This window comes from Exiguobacterium sp. s191 (assembly GCF_018618955.1).
Lineage (GTDB): Bacteria > Bacillota > Bacilli > Exiguobacteriales > Exiguobacteriaceae > Exiguobacterium_A > Exiguobacterium_A abrahamii.
Genome location: NZ_JACSNC010000002.1, coordinates 176,807 through 193,463, shown reverse-complemented (window position 1 = coordinate 193,463; position 16,657 = coordinate 176,807). Strand labels below are relative to the sequence as shown.

The following is a 16,657-nucleotide window of genomic DNA, read 5'->3' as shown; positions in this document are numbered from 1 at the left end:
TATATTATTGTCATTTTACGACCCGCCCTGTATAAAACACCTCATCTTCATCCATATCATAATCACCTAGAGAAATGATTGTTCCTCCTACATCCAGTACGCGAGTAATAGACTCCATCAAAAATTTACTATCTACGCCAATCTCAACGTCTTTATTTCTCGCATCCACATACTTCAATAAATAAGAGTCTGGTGTCGCTAATTTTGAATCGGGTCGCGGTTCTACATCCACTTCAATCAATTCGACATGAACTTCTTTCGAATTCTTAAGATTTAACTGCTGTAATGTAGATGGCTTATTAAACGATTCCCCATGCGTCAACATACTTTCTAACATTAATTCTAAAGCATCTTTCGCCATGAACAGTGCATGTTCATACGTCTCTCCATCCGTGAATACATTATCTAAATCTGGAAAAGAAACATAGTATCCATCATTACCTTCATCACCAAATCCCTCACCTTCTTCTATTTTTGTCAGTACTGCATAATACTTATATATCGCCATCCACGTTCTCTCCCTTGCTTCTTGTTATATTCAGCTCATAGCGTGTCTAGTCCATTAATTCGAAAAATACATATGCAGTCGGAAATGAATTATGTCATATATGACGTTAAATTGCTCCCGCCCTGATGTCTGCTGTTCGATTGATAACACGTCACCATCAAATGCAAATGGCTTCCCCATCTTCGGAAACGGCATCTTCTTCAATAACCGTTCTACTTTTACAGGATCAAACGGACCTTTCAACTCCGCTGTTTGCGCATCCTTCAACTCTCGATACTTTTCTGCATGCAAATACTCATAAAAGAATGGCGCTACTTCTTCGGTCGTAATCGGCTCCATCCAACGCTCTTCTCCCCGCTCAAGCATTGCTAGCAAGACGACCATCTTATAACTGCGATTCATGATCGTCTTTTCGACCTGTTCGATCAATTCACGATTTTCGTCGTACGCTTCGACCTCTTCGTCTGATAACTCCTGATGCTCCTTCAAGAACCCAACGTAAGAGCCCCACTCTTGTTTATAACCTTGTGGAACTGCTGCATATTCTCCAATCTCAACATAGGATGGTCGACGACCGAGTTCGTATTTGATTTGCTCGTATTGCTCGATTAATCGTAACTTTCGCTGACTTGGTTGCCGGAGTCGATGAATCAATTCCAGTGCCCGCGTGTCAAACTCAATCACACAGCCGGGCGGTGGCGCAATCGGTTCTATTTCTCCTCGCTTGAACGACTCTTTCATCGTTCCGAGTAGTTTCAGCTTCGTCTCAACGTTACGATAGTTCCCGATTAAATCAATGATGACGCAGTGCGATTTGTCTTGCGCTAAACGTAAGCCGCGTCCGATTTGCTGTGTATAAATGGCGACGGATTCAGTCGGTCGACAGAACAGCAGTGTATCGACTTTTGGAATATCGACACCTTCATTAAATAAATCGACTGTAAAAAGAACTTCAATCTCGCCTTGTTCGAATGCTTGCATATACTTTGCACGATTCGTCGTCTGCCCGGTTAGTGCAAATGCCGTTATTCCTTTATCCTGGAATACGCGCGCCAGATATTCCGCCTGTTTGATCGACGAACAAAAGCCAATCGTCTTCGTTTGACGATGTTTCTCCCACGAATGATAGATATTTTCTGCGACTTCACGATCAAGTTGTCGATGCTCGAGCTGCGACGCATCATACGTCCGACCGATTCGTCGAATCTGAGAATAGTCGATCGTGTCATGAATACCGTAATAATGAAACGGCGTCAAAAAGCCTTCAGCAATCGCTGCTGTGAAGTGCATCTGGTAGGCAACATTGTGATGACAGATCGCGTAGACATCCGCACCGTCCATCCGGTCTGGTGTCGCCGTCAGACCAAGCAAAAAGCGGGGCGTGAAATGATCAATGATTTTCCGGTAACTCGTCGCTGCCGCGTGATGGAACTCGTCAACAATGATGAGATCAAACTGATCCGTTGCAAAACGGTCCAAGTGACGCTTTTGCGCCAACGTCTGGACGGAAGCGAAGACAATCTCCGTCGTCTCCGTGACAGTCCGGTCACTGCCGATATAAAAGCCGCTCTGCCACGCCGGATTGACTTTTTGAAACGAACGCTCTGCTTGCACTAATAGTTCTTTTTGATGTGCCAGGAATAGGACTCGTGTAAAGTCTCCCGCAAAGAACGCACTCAGATAGGTCTTCCCTAATCCAGTCGCAAGCACTGCCAACGCCCGTGTCCGTCCTTCTTCCATCGTTTCCCGTAACGCGTGCAGCGCTTCTTCCTGCACTCGGTGTGGCAGAATTTCTGTTGCAACAACAACGGTTCCTTCGTCGTACTCGACTTCTGGTTCCGCCACATATTGACGTGCTGCGTACTCTTGACGGTAGGCCTCTAAAACAACTGGGTTCAGTTCTTCTGCCGATTCACTGAGATAAAGATCCATGAAGGCATCAATCGCGTCATCAAGGATTTTTGGTGCGACAGCTTGCGGTAGATGAACGTTCCATTCGATACCGGACCGAAGCGCACTGTTCGAGATGTTTGACGACCCGACGATTGATAAGCCAGTCTCTGCGTTTCGAAACAGATATGCTTTCGGATGAAACGAGCGTCCGCCTGACCGATAAAAGCGAACTGACAACCCATCCAGCGCAAGCAACTGCGCCAATGCTTCTGGATCGGTGATATATAGATAATCGCCAATCAACAGCCGAATCTCGGCTCCTCGTTGCAAGGCACGACGAAACGCTGGGACGAGTAAGGCGACGCCTGACTTCTGGGCAAACGCTGCGACGATATAGACTTCCTCCGCCAAATCAATGGCTTCGACGAGTGAGTCATATAAGTGATGCGTCGTCAGCTTCGCTTCCGGGATCAATCTTCGACCTCGATCAAGTAAAGACGTTCTTCGAATCCGCCGCGTTGTTGCTGTTTCTTCGCCCGGACAGCTTCCAGTTCCTTGACTGTCACGCCATGTGTCCTCGCTAACGCTTGAATCAGCTCCAGTAAATCAGCTAATTCCTCGACAGCATCTATGTCTGTCGTCGCTTCCTCGTATTCAGCGAGTTCTTCATGTAATTTCTTTTTCGCTTCCACTAGGAATTCATTTTCGTCCAGCGTTCGGAATGTCGCTTTTTTCCCGGTTTGGTCGATGATGTTTGGAATCGCGTCCCGAACTAATTTATGATAAAGTGGCATATCAATTCACTCCTTTGAAGGGTTGAGGGATATCCGAGTCGAATCACTCGGTGTCGTACATATGTATTTTACAAGAGGAGGTTCTTTTCATGTCTACATTCAAACAAATCGACACAACGAACGCCCCTGCTGCAATCGGTCCTTACTCACAAGGCTTTATCGCGAACGGTACACTCTATGCTTCCGGTCAAATTCCGATTGATCCGGCAACGGGTGAACTCGTACCAGGCGGAATCACGGAGCAGACGGAACAAGTCATGCGAAACGTCGATGCCATCCTGAAAGAGGCAGGACTGACACCTGATCGCGTCGTCAAGACGACATGCTACTTAACGAGCATGGAACACTTTGCTTCTTTTAATACGATCTATTCCGATTACTTCGCACCGCACAATCACTTCCCGGCTCGGTCTTGTATCGCGGTTAAGGAACTACCAAAAGGTGCATTAGTTGAAGTCGAGATCTTAGGACTCGTGTGATCTGATCGCTACGCACTCCCCGCGTAGCGTTTTTTTCTATTTAGAGTGACTACATACTATCTGCCTTCTTCACCTAACTCCTTTTTCATCGCTTTGTTTTGAATCGCATTCATCACAATTGGTATTTGTACGACCAGATTCAAGACGCTGACTCCAAGAACCAGTTGACTAGCTGTCAATGGCTTGAAGTATCCTTCGCCGTATCCTTCTCCTACACTGAGTGCGATCCCGTACGAAATCGCAAACGAAACCATGTTGCCGATGACGATGTATTTCGGTTTTCCGCTCCGTGCAAGTGAATACGACAGAACACCAAGTCCAAATAAAAATAAAGCATATCCTAGTATCGAACCCTCTTTCCAATCGAGATAAGGTCCTAGCCACGCAAACGGAATCAGATACAATAGTGCTCGTTTCATTGTTCACCCTCCCCTTCTTCATCTTCTCGGTTACTCCCGGCATCGTAGTAACCGTATAAGAGTTCCCGAATCATCCACCATCCAGGTGGATAGATATTTGATCCTGAAAGTTTCTCTGTACCATTTTCTGTCATCACATGAATTTCCCAATCCGTGCCGTCACAAATCATAACGCCTTCAGGATACGGATAGTTTCGCCAAACTTCTGCATCGAACCGATCCGACCACATGTCGATTAAGTAGATGTCCTCTTCTGTCAGTTCTATCAGTAACGGATTCAATTCCTCTGGTAAATTTAGTTCTTGAAACCACCATCCGGATAATCGTCTTTCCTCATCTTCCGCACGAACCGTCCGACTTGCACGGTCCCACCAAAACGTCTGTCCTCTTCCCATACCGGACTCCCGAAAATAAATGTGTTCAACTGTTTGCATCATGATCATCCTCTAAAATTGATATTTCCATTATAGCCCATTTGTTATTTTTAACCTGTTACATTTTTTACTATGGTTCTGCTGATTTCTGTTGCTGTGAAACATTTTTCTTCTTCTATCAGTAAATGGAGTGAAAGGAGATGTTTACTATGCATGTATCCATTCAGCAAGCCGGTTATGACGTCGGTCAACCTGTCCTACAAGAGATTGCGTTTACCTTACACCCTGGATCCATCACCGGTTTGATCGGTACAAACGGTGCAGGAAAAAGTACGACGATTCAAGCGATGTTCGGTACGCTACCGTGGGTCGAAGGAGAGATCGATTTACCGGTCTCACTCGCCTATATTCCGGAACAGCCGACCTATTACGAATATTTGACGCTCGCCGAGCACCTTGAGCTGGTCGTCTCACTCCACGAGACGGATCATGCCTATACGGAACGACTCTTAAAGACGTTTGAACTGCATGCCGTCACAGGTGACTATGTCTCTTCTTTCTCTAAAGGAATGAAACAGAAGGTGATGCTCGTCTGTGCCTTGATGCAACGCGCAGACTGCCTGATCATCGATGAACCGTTCGTTGGTCTCGACGCGGTCGCGACGATTCGGTTGTTACATTTACTCGAAGCAGAACGAACGCGTGGCGTGGCGATTCTGCTCGTCACTCATGTCCTTGATTCCGCGGAACGTCTGTGTGACGACTTCGTCTGGATTGATCAGGGGCGCATCAAACATCAAGGAACACTCGCTCAAATCGGTGAAGCCTCTGGTCAGCCAGGCGCCCGCTTATTCGACATCATGGAAGCGATGGTACTCGAGCATGATTGAAACCTTTTTGAAGCAACGGATCCGTCGACGGCATGCGGAACAGCGTCGCTTCTTTCGAGAAATTTTCGATTGGACGATTTTGCTGTATCTCGTCATTCCAGTCGGTCTGTTCATCATCTATGAGACGGTTCAGATCTTAAACGGTCAAGCGGACTGGGTTCAAACGGTTCCGGTCGCTTGGATTTTACTCGGATGGATCTTGTATGGATTCTTGCCCGCTTTTTACGCTTGGTTCGAACCAGCAGATCGCCTCTTCTTCAAACCGGTTCCTGGAGCGATCGTTCGAATGAAGTGGTATTCCGTTCGGTATCATTTCGCGCGGATTTTCTTATTAACGGCCGGCTTACATTTACTCTGTTTTCCATTACATCGCATCCGGTTTGACCAATCTAGTATCACAGTACTGCTGATTAGTCTCGTGCTCTCTTTGCTCCAGCCGTTCTTTAGCTTTTGGACATACCGGTTATCTGGGCAACGGTTCTTGCGGAAATGGAGCGGTCATCTCGCCCTGGCAACCGGACGCATCACTCTGTTGCTCCTGCTTTGGCTTCAACCACACCCTGTCCTCTTCGTCGTCGCACTGTGTGTGTTGCTGTTCGGATCCCTTCATGTCCGGCACTGGTCACAGCGTGAGGACGGATTAACGGAGGATATCCTGTTGTCAACGAAACGACAGTCGAGTTTATCGGCGACCGTCCTTGAATTGAATGGTGCCTTACCGAAGCCGTCTCACCGAAAGCGTCCGTTCCTTCATCTGCGATTATTCAAGCAGACGCACCAGCAACTCCCGCTGATCACGTATCTGCGGGATCCGAGTAAACGTCGTTTCTTACTCCAGCTGTTTGCTGCGATGAACTACGGTCTTCTCGTCTTACCATGGATTGGACGCGGTCTCGTTTTCGCCTTCGTCCTGTTCGTTCTTTATCAGGAAGTAAAACAACATACCCAGTGGTTCAGACAGCAACGTTTCTATCGGCTCATTGACTCGAGTTCTAAAGCGCCTAAGGAAAATAAAGTCATTTAAAATATATGGTAATGTAGTACTTTCCCCTTGTTTCCTTTCGTACACTAAAAGAAATCCAATAAGAACGGAGTGTATGCGGATGAAGTGGGGTCTGTATCCGAAAATGTTACTCGCTTTTCTCGGTCTTGCAATTGTACCGATCGTCTTGATCGGCTCGTTCTTGTATGTCGAAACAAAAGGTGCCTTAACGGACGAAGCCTATTCAAAGCTTGAGGCGATTCGTGATGCTAAAAAAGCAACGGTCACGCAACATATCGATGAGAAGTTCTTGAATCTCGAAGCGTTAGCTGAGAACGAACAAGTTCAGCAAGCATTCGCCCCCTTGACGAAACAGTTTGCAGACGGTGGACTTGCGAACGACGCCTACCAACAAGAAGCGAAGAAATTCGATACGTATTTCAATCAGTACATCGAACAGTTCGGCTTCTATGACGTTTTCTTCATTGATCCAGACGGAAATGTCGTCTACACCGCATTCAAGGAACCGGACCTCGGTCAGAATGTCGTCACGGGTGATCTCAAATCGTCCGGGCTCGGAAAAGCCTTTCAAAACGCCTTAACACAACAAAAAGGCGTCATCGCCGATTATGCGTATTACGAACCATCACAAGCTCCCGCTGCCTTCTTTGCGATCCCCTATGTTGATCCAAAGACGAAGCAACCACGTGGAGTGCTTGCGCTTCAACTCGCTGGAGACCGAATCAATCAAATCATGAAATCAACAGCAGGACTCGGTAAAACTGGTGAATCCTATCTCGTTGGTGCCGATCAACGCTTACGCTCTGATTTCCGAGCGACAAAACAGACCGAAGTCGGCGAAAAACGTATCCAATCGACGCCGGTCAAACAAGTCATTGCCGGTCAGACGAAAACGACAGAAACAACGGACACAGATGGTCATGAAGTCGTGACGTCATTCACACCCCTAAAAATCGCTGGTCTTAACTGGGGACTGATCACAGAAGTCCATACGGAAGAAGTCTTTGCTTCCTTGTCTGATTTCGTCCAAAAGCTATTGATTGCGTTAGTGGCGTTAATTGCTCTCGTTGCACTTGCTGCCATCCTCTTTACACGCACGCTCGTCCGACCAATCCGCGCGTTACTGCACAGTGCGGGTGCGATTGCCGAACACGATTTATCACAGCCCGTCGTTGCGACGTCACGTGATGAGATTGGACAGCTCTCCCGTTTATTCGAGACGATGCGCCTATCTTTGATTGATCTCGTGAAACGAGTCGATACGATGTCACGGACGATTGATGACTCTCTCGTAGAACTCGTCGTTGAAGCCGAAGAAACAGGACACGGAACGAAAGAGATGGCACATGCGATGACCGGCATCGCCGCGACCGCTCAGCAACAGTCCGGCGCGTTCGATGGACATACAGCGTCCTTACAATCCTTGACGGCAACAATCGAGCAGACCGCGCAGACATCGGCTCTCGTCGTCGATAGCGCCAGCCGTTCGGAAAGTCTTGCGACGACTGGACGTTCGGATTTACATGCGGTCACAGAACAGATGCAATCGATTCAAAACGCGATTGACGAAGCAGCCGATAAATCACGCCGCGTTCAAACCGCTTCTCAAAATATCTTAGAAATCATCAGCATCATCGAATCGATCGCTAACGAAACGAACCTCCTCTCGTTGAATGCTTCGATCGAAGCGGCACGTGCCGGGGAACAAGGCAAAGGATTCGTCGTCGTCGCGCGTGAGATTCAGAACCTTGCCAATCAGTCAAAACAATCGATGGGACGTGTCCAAGAGACGATCGATTCGATCCAACGCGAGACAAAACAACTCGAAGACGCGATGGCACGCGGAACCGTCGCTGTTCAGGACGGTGTCGTTCGTGTCACGGAAGCAACGCAATCGTTTGATTCAATCGTCACCCAGTCCAAAGGTGTCACCGTTGATATGTCGGCCCTTTCGGAAACGAACCGAGGCGTCTTATCGACCGCTTCGCAACTCGTCGCGCAAGCCGAACAATTACGTGCTGGGATCGTTGCCAGCGCGCAAGACAACCAACAGGCATCCGACCAATCGCTTACCTTCAGTGAACGAATGGATGTCGTGCATACGCTAACGGAAGAGATTTATACGCTCTCACGTGAGTTGCACGAGACAATCAACCGCTATACACTGGATTAAACTTGAAAGGAGACATGCCTCATGCCGACTCACTTATTCCTCTTTGGAGGCGGTCCTCCTTTTACACCGCACTTACGAACACGATTCGCCGCATTAACGAATGGTGGACCGGTTGCGATTCTATACGTTCCGCGGACCGGTAAGGATTGGACGAGTTACGCCTCGATTTATACGAAGCCGTTACAGGAAGATGGCATCTCGTCGTTCGTCCATCTGCCACTGTCTGACGCACCAACGGACGAACAACTTGCGCAACTGAAGCAGTGTCAGGGCATCATCATCTCCGGTGGCGAGACCGAATTGTATCAGCAATACTTGGTCGCTACACCGATTGGTGACATCATTCAGTCGCGTTTCGCAGATGGTGTTCCGGTCGCCGGCTTTTCAGCCGGTGCCCTCGTTTCGCCTGAAAGGTGTGTGATTCCAGAGATCGACCAACGCGACAATCAACGTCTTCGCTTGCCTGGTCTTGCCTTACTGAAAGACGCAGTCATTTGTGTCCATTACGAGACGTGGGGCGAAGCTGCTCATCTCACACAATCCTTTATGGAAGAAAGCACAGACCGTGCCTTCGGACTCGCTGACGAGAGTGGGATCTATCTACGCGATCAGTACCTCGTCGAAACAGAAGGAATCGATCCCGTCATATTGTCGCGGAGTTACGTCAAATGACAGCAATCGTTCCTGCCGTCAAAGGCATCATCATTCACGAGCAACGTCTCCTGATCGTCCGCCGGGCTGCTGCTGACTTCGGTGGCGGCACGTGGGAATGTCCGGGTGGCAAGATTGACTTCGGTGAATTGCCAGTCGACAGTCTTGTTCGCGAGATTGAAGAAGAGACACAATTGACAGTGATGCCAGAGCATCTACTCTATGCCTCGAGCTTCCTGACGCATCCCGATCGGCAAATCGTTCTCTTGATGTACGTCTGTTCGACGCATCAAACGGACGTTCAGTTATCAGAAGAACACGACTCCTATCTCTGGGCGGACGAAGAAACGATCCGTCAGTTGATTGCACCGAATATTCTCGCTGATTTTGAACGCCATGATGTATTTTCGTTACTGCATCGCTAAACACAACTGCCCCGCCTGACCATTTGGTCGAACGGGGCAGTTTTTATTTACAGTAAGGGATCTCGGTAACAGACGACGCGATTTCGTCCGGTTTGTTTGGCTTCATACAATGCTAAGTCCGCTTTCTGGACGGTCTCAAATACGGTTGATGCCTGATCAGATGAAGCAGCACCTAGCGATAACGTGACATGAAAGACGGGATGCTCCTTATAAACGAAGTGTTGATCGGCGCAGGCAGAACGAATCCGCTCCCCCAGTCGTTCCGCTTGTCGGAGTGGTACGTCCGGCAACAGTAAGACAAACTCCTCACCACCGTACCGACCGACGACTCCTTGTTCCGGACAATACGATTGCAAGAGATGACTGAGTTGCCGTAAGACGACGTCGCCCCCTTCATGACCGTATGTATCGTTGATCGATTTAAAATGATCGAGATCAAGAATGAGGACGGAAAAGACCGTTCCGTTCTGAGCGTACTCGGCTAACGTCTCATCTAGCTTCCGGCGGTTTCCCAGTTGCGTCAGCCCATCGGTTAAAGCCAGTTCCTGTTGCGTATGCACGAATAAAAAGTGCTTCCTTAGTTCTTGTAAGAAACGATAGGTGACGTAACCACCAATCATGATGACGATGATGTAGACGAGCGCAATCTCTAAAAACCGCTCGAACGTGTTCGTCAATAAATAGAGCGCCGGTAAGCTGTATGCGATACCTGTTCCAAGCAACACGAGATAATCCTTCATTCGCTGAGCAGCAAACCGACGATAAATCGTCGCTGTCACGAGTAACGCGACACAGATCAAGGTCGTCAGAATCAGTCCTTGGTATTCGCCAGCTGGTGTCACCGCAAATCGGGCCCCGATGATGAACAGCATCGTGATGCTACCGCTGACTAACCCGCCGTAAAAGTACGCTGTAACGAGCGCAACGAGACGCAAATCAATCTTTGCAACGTCATAGGAGATACTGTTGAAAATCAACAGGGCGCCAATCACACCGGCGATACAACCAATCGCCAGTCGGACTTGTAAGGAGGAGTTGGGTGAGATTCTCTCAATCCGTCGTAGTGGTAAAAACGCAAACAGCAATGTCGCAATCAACAGTGAGAAGTTCAACAATAATGAATTGAGCAACGTAAGCACGACGACATCCTCCTCATTCCATTTCAGATAGTTACTCTATTCCCTCCACATTACACATTCCCCTCTTTTTCCAAGGTTTTCAAACAAGAGGAGAGGGAATCAAACAAATATGTCTATCGTCTACATCATTAAGGGGGAATCTTTCATGGATCGTCAGGCTGAAAAACGAAAAAGTAAGATGCCGTTCTTCATCATTCTTGTCATCGCCATCTTCGTCATCGTTGCTGCTGCGTTGATCATTTACGTCACATCTGAACCAAAAGAAGAGACACAAGCACTTATGACACATCTTGCGACTGTCCTACCAATTTACGTGAATTAGATTCACAAGACCTTTACACAAGCCGTACAACACCTTCATACATGTTGCTTCATCTCCTTCCGATAGGTACACGGGAGGAGATGTTTTTTATGCTTATGAAAAAACGATTACTGGCACAACAATTAAATGGATGGTTGATTCCGATCGTCGCCATCGGACTGATCGTGATCAGCGGTCTAAGCGTCTACGCTTCCTATCAACAATCCGTCGCAGCAACCGAGGAACGGCTGATGCGTGAATTAACGATGTTCGACGCGAATGTCCGGGCAACGTTTCTGGCGTACCCGGATGACGCAGCAGACCGCTCGCGTGCCATTAAACGATTGCAACAGCAACAGCGAACCGACTTATCACGTGACGACTACACGGTTCGCTTCCAAAGCCTGAACACGAGTGAGGCGTTCCGACCGCTGACACTCGAACCAACCAAACGAAAACAATTACTACAGCACTTAAAAAATGCGCGTACATATGCCTTTTCGAATCAAGACCAGTTTCTAGTCGCAATGACGATTCCAGAACTCGATGACGTCATCTTACTGACGACCGACCGTGATAAATTAATCGCTCCTGCTCGAGATTTAGCTTGGACACTCGTCTGGGTGAGCGTAGTCACACTTGTCAGCATCAGCCTCTTGATCCGCTGGCGGATTCAACGCCAACTGGCACCGTTATCGAAACTCGCCTTACAGATTGAAGAAGCGCATGCGAAGCGATCGTATCGTCCATTAACGCTCAAGACGACGACCTTTGAGTTACAACAGCTGACGTTTCAATACAATCAGTTGATGCAACAAATTAATGACTTAACGACGGAGATGCAACAAGCCAGTCAGGAACTTGAATCCGTCCAGCCTCACTTTTCTTCGCGCTTATCCGCGATGGATCAATCGGTCCAAGCCGTCGATGAAGTCGCCGGTTCTTTACTTGCGCAATCGACGCAGATGGATCAGACGATCGTCGCTTCAACACGTTTGACTGCCCAAGGACACGATGCGTTAAGCGAGATGCAAACGACACTTCTGAACAGTCAACATGCCGTAACCCGTTTTCAACAGACCGTCCAGACGAATCATGCGACCCTCGAAACCTTACAAGAGGAAAGCCACTTACTGAAGGAACAATCCGCGACGACAGAGCAGATTTTGCAACAGACCTCACATCTACAGCAGCAGATGGATACCTCGATTTCGCACATCCAGCGCGTTGCTGAAGAGACACGCCGTTTGTCGCTGAACGCGCTGATTGAGGCAACCCGTGCCGGAGAAGCTGGTCGCGGCTTCACGGTCGTCGCTAAGGAGGTCGAAAAACTAGCGATCGATATTAGGACGAGTACGGACCATATTCGGCAGGTCAATCAGATGTGGACGGCGGGGCTCGATCAAGTCGAACAAGCACTCTCGCAAATGACGGAACGTTTTCTTTCGACGTCGCAACAGCTCGAGACGGCAACGGAGCATTTAAAACAGATGCTGACCGAAGCGACGACGATCGAGACGACACTGGGTACCGTGGAACACCAACGCCAGATCGTCGCAGATGTTCAGTCGAACATGCAGGAACATCTACAGTCTGTTCAACAGTTGATGTCGGAGCTCTCGTCCTACAGCCAGGTGCTTGGAGAACAGATGCAACACCACGTCACCCAGCAGACGGAACTGAAGACACATAGTGCGGTACTCGAGTCGCGCATCAGTTCGTTGCAACAGACCGTTCGTGCCGGCGAACAATCGTCTTAAATCAAAGGAGCGCCTACCATCTCTGGTAAACGCTCCTTTATTCTGGGCTCAGCCGATATAACGTGCTTCCTTCTTATCGATGATGTTGCGAATCCGGTTCTCCGTCACCTGATACTGCTCTGCCAATTGACGAATTGTTTTCCCTTTTTCGTACTGCACGCGAATCGTTCGAATCTGAAACGGTGATAGCGTCACATGTTGATTTAACAAGAGATCAAACTCACCAAGTAGTTCGTTATACTGCTGATCGATTGAAGGCAGAATTTCTAAGTTCGACAACTGATCGTCAGCCCGTTTACCATTGCGCCGGACGAGTTGCGCTTCCGTGACGTCTGTCGTCAGAAAGGCTTGTGCGACAAGCAATCCGACCTGCATCCGCTCTCCTCGACCACTTTGATAGAGCGTGACTTTGCGGTATCCTTCCCGATTGAGCCGTGGACGGAGCAAGACACCTTTTCGGCGTTGCTGGACACCGCGACACGTCACGATCGTCCGGTCAAGCGACCTTACGCGACCAAGTGATGAGACTTCATATATACCTACATAGCCGATGACGGCTTTCCATTGTTCTTGCATGATTGTCCTCCTTCAGACAAGGACACGACGGGACTTCATACCTGAATTATATCAAATTACGAACAAACGTTCTAGTGATGTCACTCGTCGGAATGTGCTATTATTAGCAGAAAAAGGAAATGAGGTTCGTCCATGAAATTTGTCTTGTTACTTGGTCCGCAAGCGGTCGGAAAGATGACGATCGGTCAGGAAATCGAACGGTTGACGAAGATGAAAGTCTTCCATAACCACCAGACGATCGACCTGTTATTGCCTTATTTTGATTTCTCAGAACCCGCACACCATCGTCTAAAGGATACGATCCGCCGCGAAATGTTCAAGGAAATGGCGAACAGTTCGCTTGAAGGTGTCCTGTTTACATTTCTCTGTCTATTCGGCGTCGAAGGCGGTGGTCTCGAGTTCATCGAAGAGACGGTCGAATTATTCGAACAAGCAGGTGCTGACGTCTATATCGTGGAACTGGATGCGCCGGTCGCAACACGCCTGCATCGGAACACAACGGAAAACCGATTGACGCATAAAGTAACGAAGCGCGATCTCGCTGCTTCTGAACAGGACTTACGTGAGACGGCAGACGGATATCGGACACGTTCGCTGCCAGGCGAATTGCCGGACGTCAACTATCTCTTCCTCGATACGGAACAGTTAAGTGCACGTGAAAGTGCTGAAACGATTTGCGATCATTTCAACTGGTCCAAAACAACGGTCTAATCACTAAAGCCCCGTCCTGCTCAAGCAGGCGGGGCTTTAGTGATGGAGTTCGCGTGCATATCGATTCGCTTGCAACTGAAATCCGTTCCGACGCCAGACCGCCGCACTGCCCGCTTCGCCGTAAATACGCGTCAGTAATAACGTCCGTGCGAGATAAGACAAAATCGACGTCAACGCTTCTGTGATATATCCTTGCTGATCACCCTCATCAGTCATCGTGTAACGTAAGTTTCCGATCGATCCATTCCATGTGAAGGTAATCGTCCCGACGATCGTTTTCTCACGTAACGCATGTAGCGTCCACTTACAACCCGATTCTTCATCCGTTGCTTCGACAAACAGGCGTGACGTCGTAAAATCCGGATGTCGTCCTTTCATTCAGCTCTCCTCCTCGACCTCGAACGTTGCTGTCACGTAAGCCTCTCCGTTGATCAAAATCGTCAATGTATGTGTCCCGGGATAATGGACACGCGTCGTCATGTTCCGAAACGATTGGCGTCGTTCGACTTGTAAGACACCTTTGACTTCCCGCTCCCGCAGTTGAAACACCTTCCGACTCGTTCCACGTTGTTTGACGTAATCGATCGCATATTCAAGACGTAGACGTTGCTCAACGGAACTGTGCACTTGAAACGAAAATTGTAACTCCTGACCAATCGTCACCGGTGAGACGACCAAGTCCGTCACCGCGACCTCACCTTGCGTAACGTGTCCGAACAACTGCAACACGTCAGGGTTTCCGCGCTTCAGTAACGTCCGCGAAGCATGGCGTAAAATCCAGTCCGTGTTCGGATCTGTTCCTAAGTGACGTTCGATTCGCTCGATCAAGTATTCCGGATGTGTCTTTGAAATATCATTCAAATGATTGGCGACGCTTTTTCGGACGTAGAGGGACGGATCTTGTAGTAAGGCGTCAAGAATCGGTAATGCTGGACGCGGGTCAGCAATCAGACGTGGAATCGCTTGTCCCCACGGTAGACGTGGTCGTGTCCCTTCGGACGCTAAGCGCCGGACGTGTTCATCGTCTGATGTTGTCCATTTGAGTGCCTGCTTAAGATAACGTTCCTGATCAACAAGTAAAAAGCGACGAACGGCGAACTCCGACGTCGAATGCGGCGTCAACTTGGCAAGTGTCGCTAACGCAAGCGACCAATCAGAAAGGTCTGCCGTTCGTTCGACATACTCTGGAAAAACAATTCCCGGTAGCCCGGTAAACTGCGGTGCGAGTCGCTCTAGCTCCCCCGCTGCATCCGGAAACGGTGGCAAGATCGTCTCTAGCGTCTCCGCCACACGACGGACGCGTTGTTTAAACGCGAGTTCTTCCCAGTCTCCCTGCTCGACTTGTCTTCGAAAATCCGGTACGTTGACCGCTGCTCCTAAGCGGTCGAGCCAACTCGGTGAAAATACATCTTTAATCAAACTCATCCTTCATCCAGTCCTCTCTGTGTGCGCTCCAGTTTGAGCAATGTTTCCTTGCGTGCGAGTCCACCCGCGTATCCACCTAAATCTCCATTCGTCCGAATGACCCGATGGCACGGAATGACGATTGCCAGTTGGTTTGCTCCATTCGCTCGTGCGACGGCACGAACAGCAGTCGGTTGACCGATCCGGATCGCCAGCTCTTGGTACGAAATCGTCTCCCCACTCGGAATCCGCTCGAGTTCTTCCCAGACGCGGCGTTGAAATGGTGTTCCGTACCGCATCAGTGGCGTCTGAAACGATACCGGCTCTCCTTTGAAGTAACGACGGAGCTCCGCTTCGATCTGTCCAAAGACCGGTGATTCCCCGGGAACGATGACAGCGCGCGCTTTTAAACGCAATTGTTCGATTTCCCGCTCCAGTCCACGTCGGTCGACGAACTCGAGCAGATGTAAGAGTTGATCGTCGGCAATCGCCAGCATCGAACCGAGTGGTGTATCAAGCCATTTCGCGCGTAAGACCTGCCCGTCAAAGCGCGATGGTGCCTGCCCGAGAATCCGTGCTGACGCCTCACGAAAACCACTACTCGATTCATAACCTCCAGCTAACTGTCCTTCGATGATCGGCTTACCGGTCCGGATCTCCTTCATCGCAAGCCCCATCCGTCGTGCCCGGGCATACGCGACGAACGTCATTCCGAAGCGTTTCTTGAACTGGCGGCGTGCCGTTGATTCATCGAGACCAAGTGCTCGAAAATCGGCTTCCTTGAATCGTTTGTCTGGTTCTGCCTCGACCGCTTCGATCAAGCGTTGAATCGTACCATGATCTCCGGGATAAGCAAGCGGATGACAACGACGGCACGGTCGATAAGAGGCAAGTAATGCCTCTTGCGCCGTCTCAAAAAACTCACAGTTCTCTGCTTTCGGTTTTCGTGCCGGACACGTCGGACGGCAAAAGATGCCGGTCGTCTTGACACCAACAAAAAACGTTCCTTCGTACGTCGCGTCCCGGCGAACGAGCGCTTCATAATACGTGTGATGTTCCATCGCCTTCCCCTCCTTTGTCCTTAGTATACCGACTTGTCCGGTCATCATGTCGCCGAAAATCAGGCATTGATATGTTTAAGATTCACTTAAGAAACA

General features: G+C 49.1%; 19 protein-coding genes. 9 read left to right on the top strand and 10 right to left on the bottom strand.

All coding sequences use genetic code 11. The features are described from left to right. Positions 1-10 precede the first annotated feature (10 nt). The 3 genes from KNQ09_RS12625 to KNQ09_RS12615 are packed head-to-tail and all read right to left on the bottom strand — an operon-like array spanning position 11 to position 3,195. Entirely contained in the window at positions 11-508 is a 498-nt protein-coding gene (locus KNQ09_RS12625; RefSeq protein ID WP_214858735.1) for a type II toxin-antitoxin system HicB family antitoxin, read from the bottom strand. Positions 509-562: 54 nt separating this feature from the next. Further along, positions 563-2,875 (bottom strand): DEAD/DEAH box helicase family protein, encoded by a 2,313-nt coding sequence (locus KNQ09_RS12620; RefSeq protein WP_214858734.1) that lies wholly within the window; start codon positions 2,873-2,875, stop codon positions 563-565. Further along, positions 2,872-3,195 carry a nucleoside triphosphate pyrophosphohydrolase gene (locus tag KNQ09_RS12615; RefSeq protein ID WP_214858733.1) on the bottom strand — a complete coding sequence of 108 codons (324 nt, stop codon included), beginning with the start codon at positions 3,193-3,195 and terminating at the stop codon, positions 2,872-2,874. The genes KNQ09_RS12620 and KNQ09_RS12615 overlap by 4 nt, the downstream gene beginning before the upstream one ends. Before the next feature lie 89 nt (positions 3,196-3,284). Here KNQ09_RS12615 and KNQ09_RS12610 point away from each other — a divergent pair, with 89 nt between their 5' ends. Next, positions 3,285-3,674 carry a RidA family protein gene (locus tag KNQ09_RS12610; protein ID WP_047391772.1) on the top strand — a complete coding sequence of 130 codons (390 nt, stop codon included), beginning with the start codon at positions 3,285-3,287 and terminating at the stop codon, positions 3,672-3,674. Between the two features lie 56 nt (positions 3,675-3,730). Here the strand turns inward: KNQ09_RS12610 and KNQ09_RS12605 are convergent, their stop codons facing one another. Then, a complete protein-coding gene (locus tag KNQ09_RS12605) occupies positions 3,731-4,093 on the bottom strand; it encodes a hypothetical protein (RefSeq protein ID WP_214858732.1) in 363 nt (120 codons plus the stop codon). Next, on the bottom strand, positions 4,090-4,530 hold the full coding sequence (locus KNQ09_RS12600) for a hypothetical protein (RefSeq protein WP_214858731.1): 441 nt from the start codon (positions 4,528-4,530) through the stop codon (positions 4,090-4,092). Before KNQ09_RS12600 ends, KNQ09_RS12605 begins: the two co-directional genes overlap by 4 nt. Before the next feature lie 146 nt (positions 4,531-4,676). Here KNQ09_RS12600 and KNQ09_RS12595 point away from each other — a divergent pair, with 146 nt between their 5' ends. From KNQ09_RS12595 to KNQ09_RS12575, 5 genes are all read left to right on the top strand, one after another. Continuing rightward, a complete protein-coding gene (locus tag KNQ09_RS12595; protein ID WP_214858730.1) occupies positions 4,677-5,357 on the top strand; it encodes an ABC transporter ATP-binding protein in 681 nt (226 codons plus the stop codon). Then, on the top strand, positions 5,350-6,381 hold the full coding sequence (locus tag KNQ09_RS12590; protein WP_214858729.1) for an ABC transporter permease: 1,032 nt from the start codon (positions 5,350-5,352) through the stop codon (positions 6,379-6,381). The genes KNQ09_RS12595 and KNQ09_RS12590 overlap by 8 nt, the downstream gene beginning before the upstream one ends. Positions 6,382-6,460: 79 nt before the next feature. After that, entirely contained in the window at positions 6,461-8,533 is a 2,073-nt protein-coding gene (locus KNQ09_RS12585; protein WP_214858728.1) for a methyl-accepting chemotaxis protein, read from the top strand. 21 nt (positions 8,534-8,554) lie between these two features. Continuing rightward, positions 8,555-9,205: a Type 1 glutamine amidotransferase-like domain-containing protein gene (locus KNQ09_RS12580; RefSeq protein WP_214858727.1), complete on the top strand. Its 651-nt coding sequence runs from the start codon at positions 8,555-8,557 to the stop codon at positions 9,203-9,205. Further along, positions 9,202-9,609, top strand: coding sequence for an NUDIX hydrolase (locus KNQ09_RS12575; RefSeq protein WP_214858726.1), 408 nt, complete (start codon positions 9,202-9,204; stop codon positions 9,607-9,609). Before KNQ09_RS12580 ends, KNQ09_RS12575 begins: the two co-directional genes overlap by 4 nt. Before the next feature lie 47 nt (positions 9,610-9,656). On the opposite strand, the gene KNQ09_RS12570 is transcribed toward KNQ09_RS12575, so the two are convergent. Then, a complete protein-coding gene (locus KNQ09_RS12570) occupies positions 9,657-10,748 on the bottom strand; it encodes a GGDEF domain-containing protein (RefSeq protein ID WP_035399134.1) in 1,092 nt (363 codons plus the stop codon). 145 nt (positions 10,749-10,893) lie between these two features. Here KNQ09_RS12570 and KNQ09_RS12565 point away from each other — a divergent pair, with 145 nt between their 5' ends. After that, positions 10,894-11,070 carry a hypothetical protein gene (locus tag KNQ09_RS12565; protein WP_023466867.1) on the top strand — a complete coding sequence of 59 codons (177 nt, stop codon included), beginning with the start codon at positions 10,894-10,896 and terminating at the stop codon, positions 11,068-11,070. Positions 11,071-11,159: 89 nt separating this feature from the next. Then, positions 11,160-12,809, top strand: coding sequence for a methyl-accepting chemotaxis protein (locus KNQ09_RS12560; RefSeq protein WP_214858725.1), 1,650 nt, complete (start codon positions 11,160-11,162; stop codon positions 12,807-12,809). Positions 12,810-12,857: 48 nt separating this feature from the next. Here KNQ09_RS12560 and KNQ09_RS12555 read toward each other — a convergent pair whose 3' ends face one another. Beyond that, positions 12,858-13,385 carry an NUMOD4 domain-containing protein gene (locus tag KNQ09_RS12555; RefSeq protein ID WP_214858724.1) on the bottom strand — a complete coding sequence of 176 codons (528 nt, stop codon included), beginning with the start codon at positions 13,383-13,385 and terminating at the stop codon, positions 12,858-12,860. Between the two features lie 132 nt (positions 13,386-13,517). Here KNQ09_RS12555 and KNQ09_RS12550 point away from each other — a divergent pair, with 132 nt between their 5' ends. Next, positions 13,518-14,096 carry an AAA family ATPase gene (locus KNQ09_RS12550; RefSeq protein WP_214858723.1) on the top strand — a complete coding sequence of 193 codons (579 nt, stop codon included), beginning with the start codon at positions 13,518-13,520 and terminating at the stop codon, positions 14,094-14,096. A 36-nt stretch (positions 14,097-14,132) separates the two neighbouring features. Here KNQ09_RS12550 and KNQ09_RS12545 read toward each other — a convergent pair whose 3' ends face one another. The 3 genes from KNQ09_RS12545 to KNQ09_RS12535 are packed head-to-tail and all read right to left on the bottom strand — an operon-like array spanning position 14,133 to position 16,561. Next, positions 14,133-14,474: a GNAT family N-acetyltransferase gene (locus tag KNQ09_RS12545; RefSeq protein ID WP_214858722.1), complete on the bottom strand. Its 342-nt coding sequence runs from the start codon at positions 14,472-14,474 to the stop codon at positions 14,133-14,135. After that, positions 14,475-15,521, bottom strand: a complete 1,047-nt coding sequence (locus KNQ09_RS12540; protein WP_214858721.1) for a DNA alkylation repair protein — start codon at positions 15,519-15,521, stop codon at positions 14,475-14,477. It lies immediately after the preceding gene. Further along, the gene (locus KNQ09_RS12535) at positions 15,518-16,561 is read right to left on the bottom strand and encodes a bifunctional transcriptional activator/DNA repair enzyme AdaA (protein WP_214858720.1); all 1,044 of its coding nucleotides are present in this window, start codon (positions 16,559-16,561) and stop codon (positions 15,518-15,520) included. The genes KNQ09_RS12540 and KNQ09_RS12535 overlap by 4 nt, the downstream gene beginning before the upstream one ends. Positions 16,562-16,657: the final 96 nt, after the last annotated feature.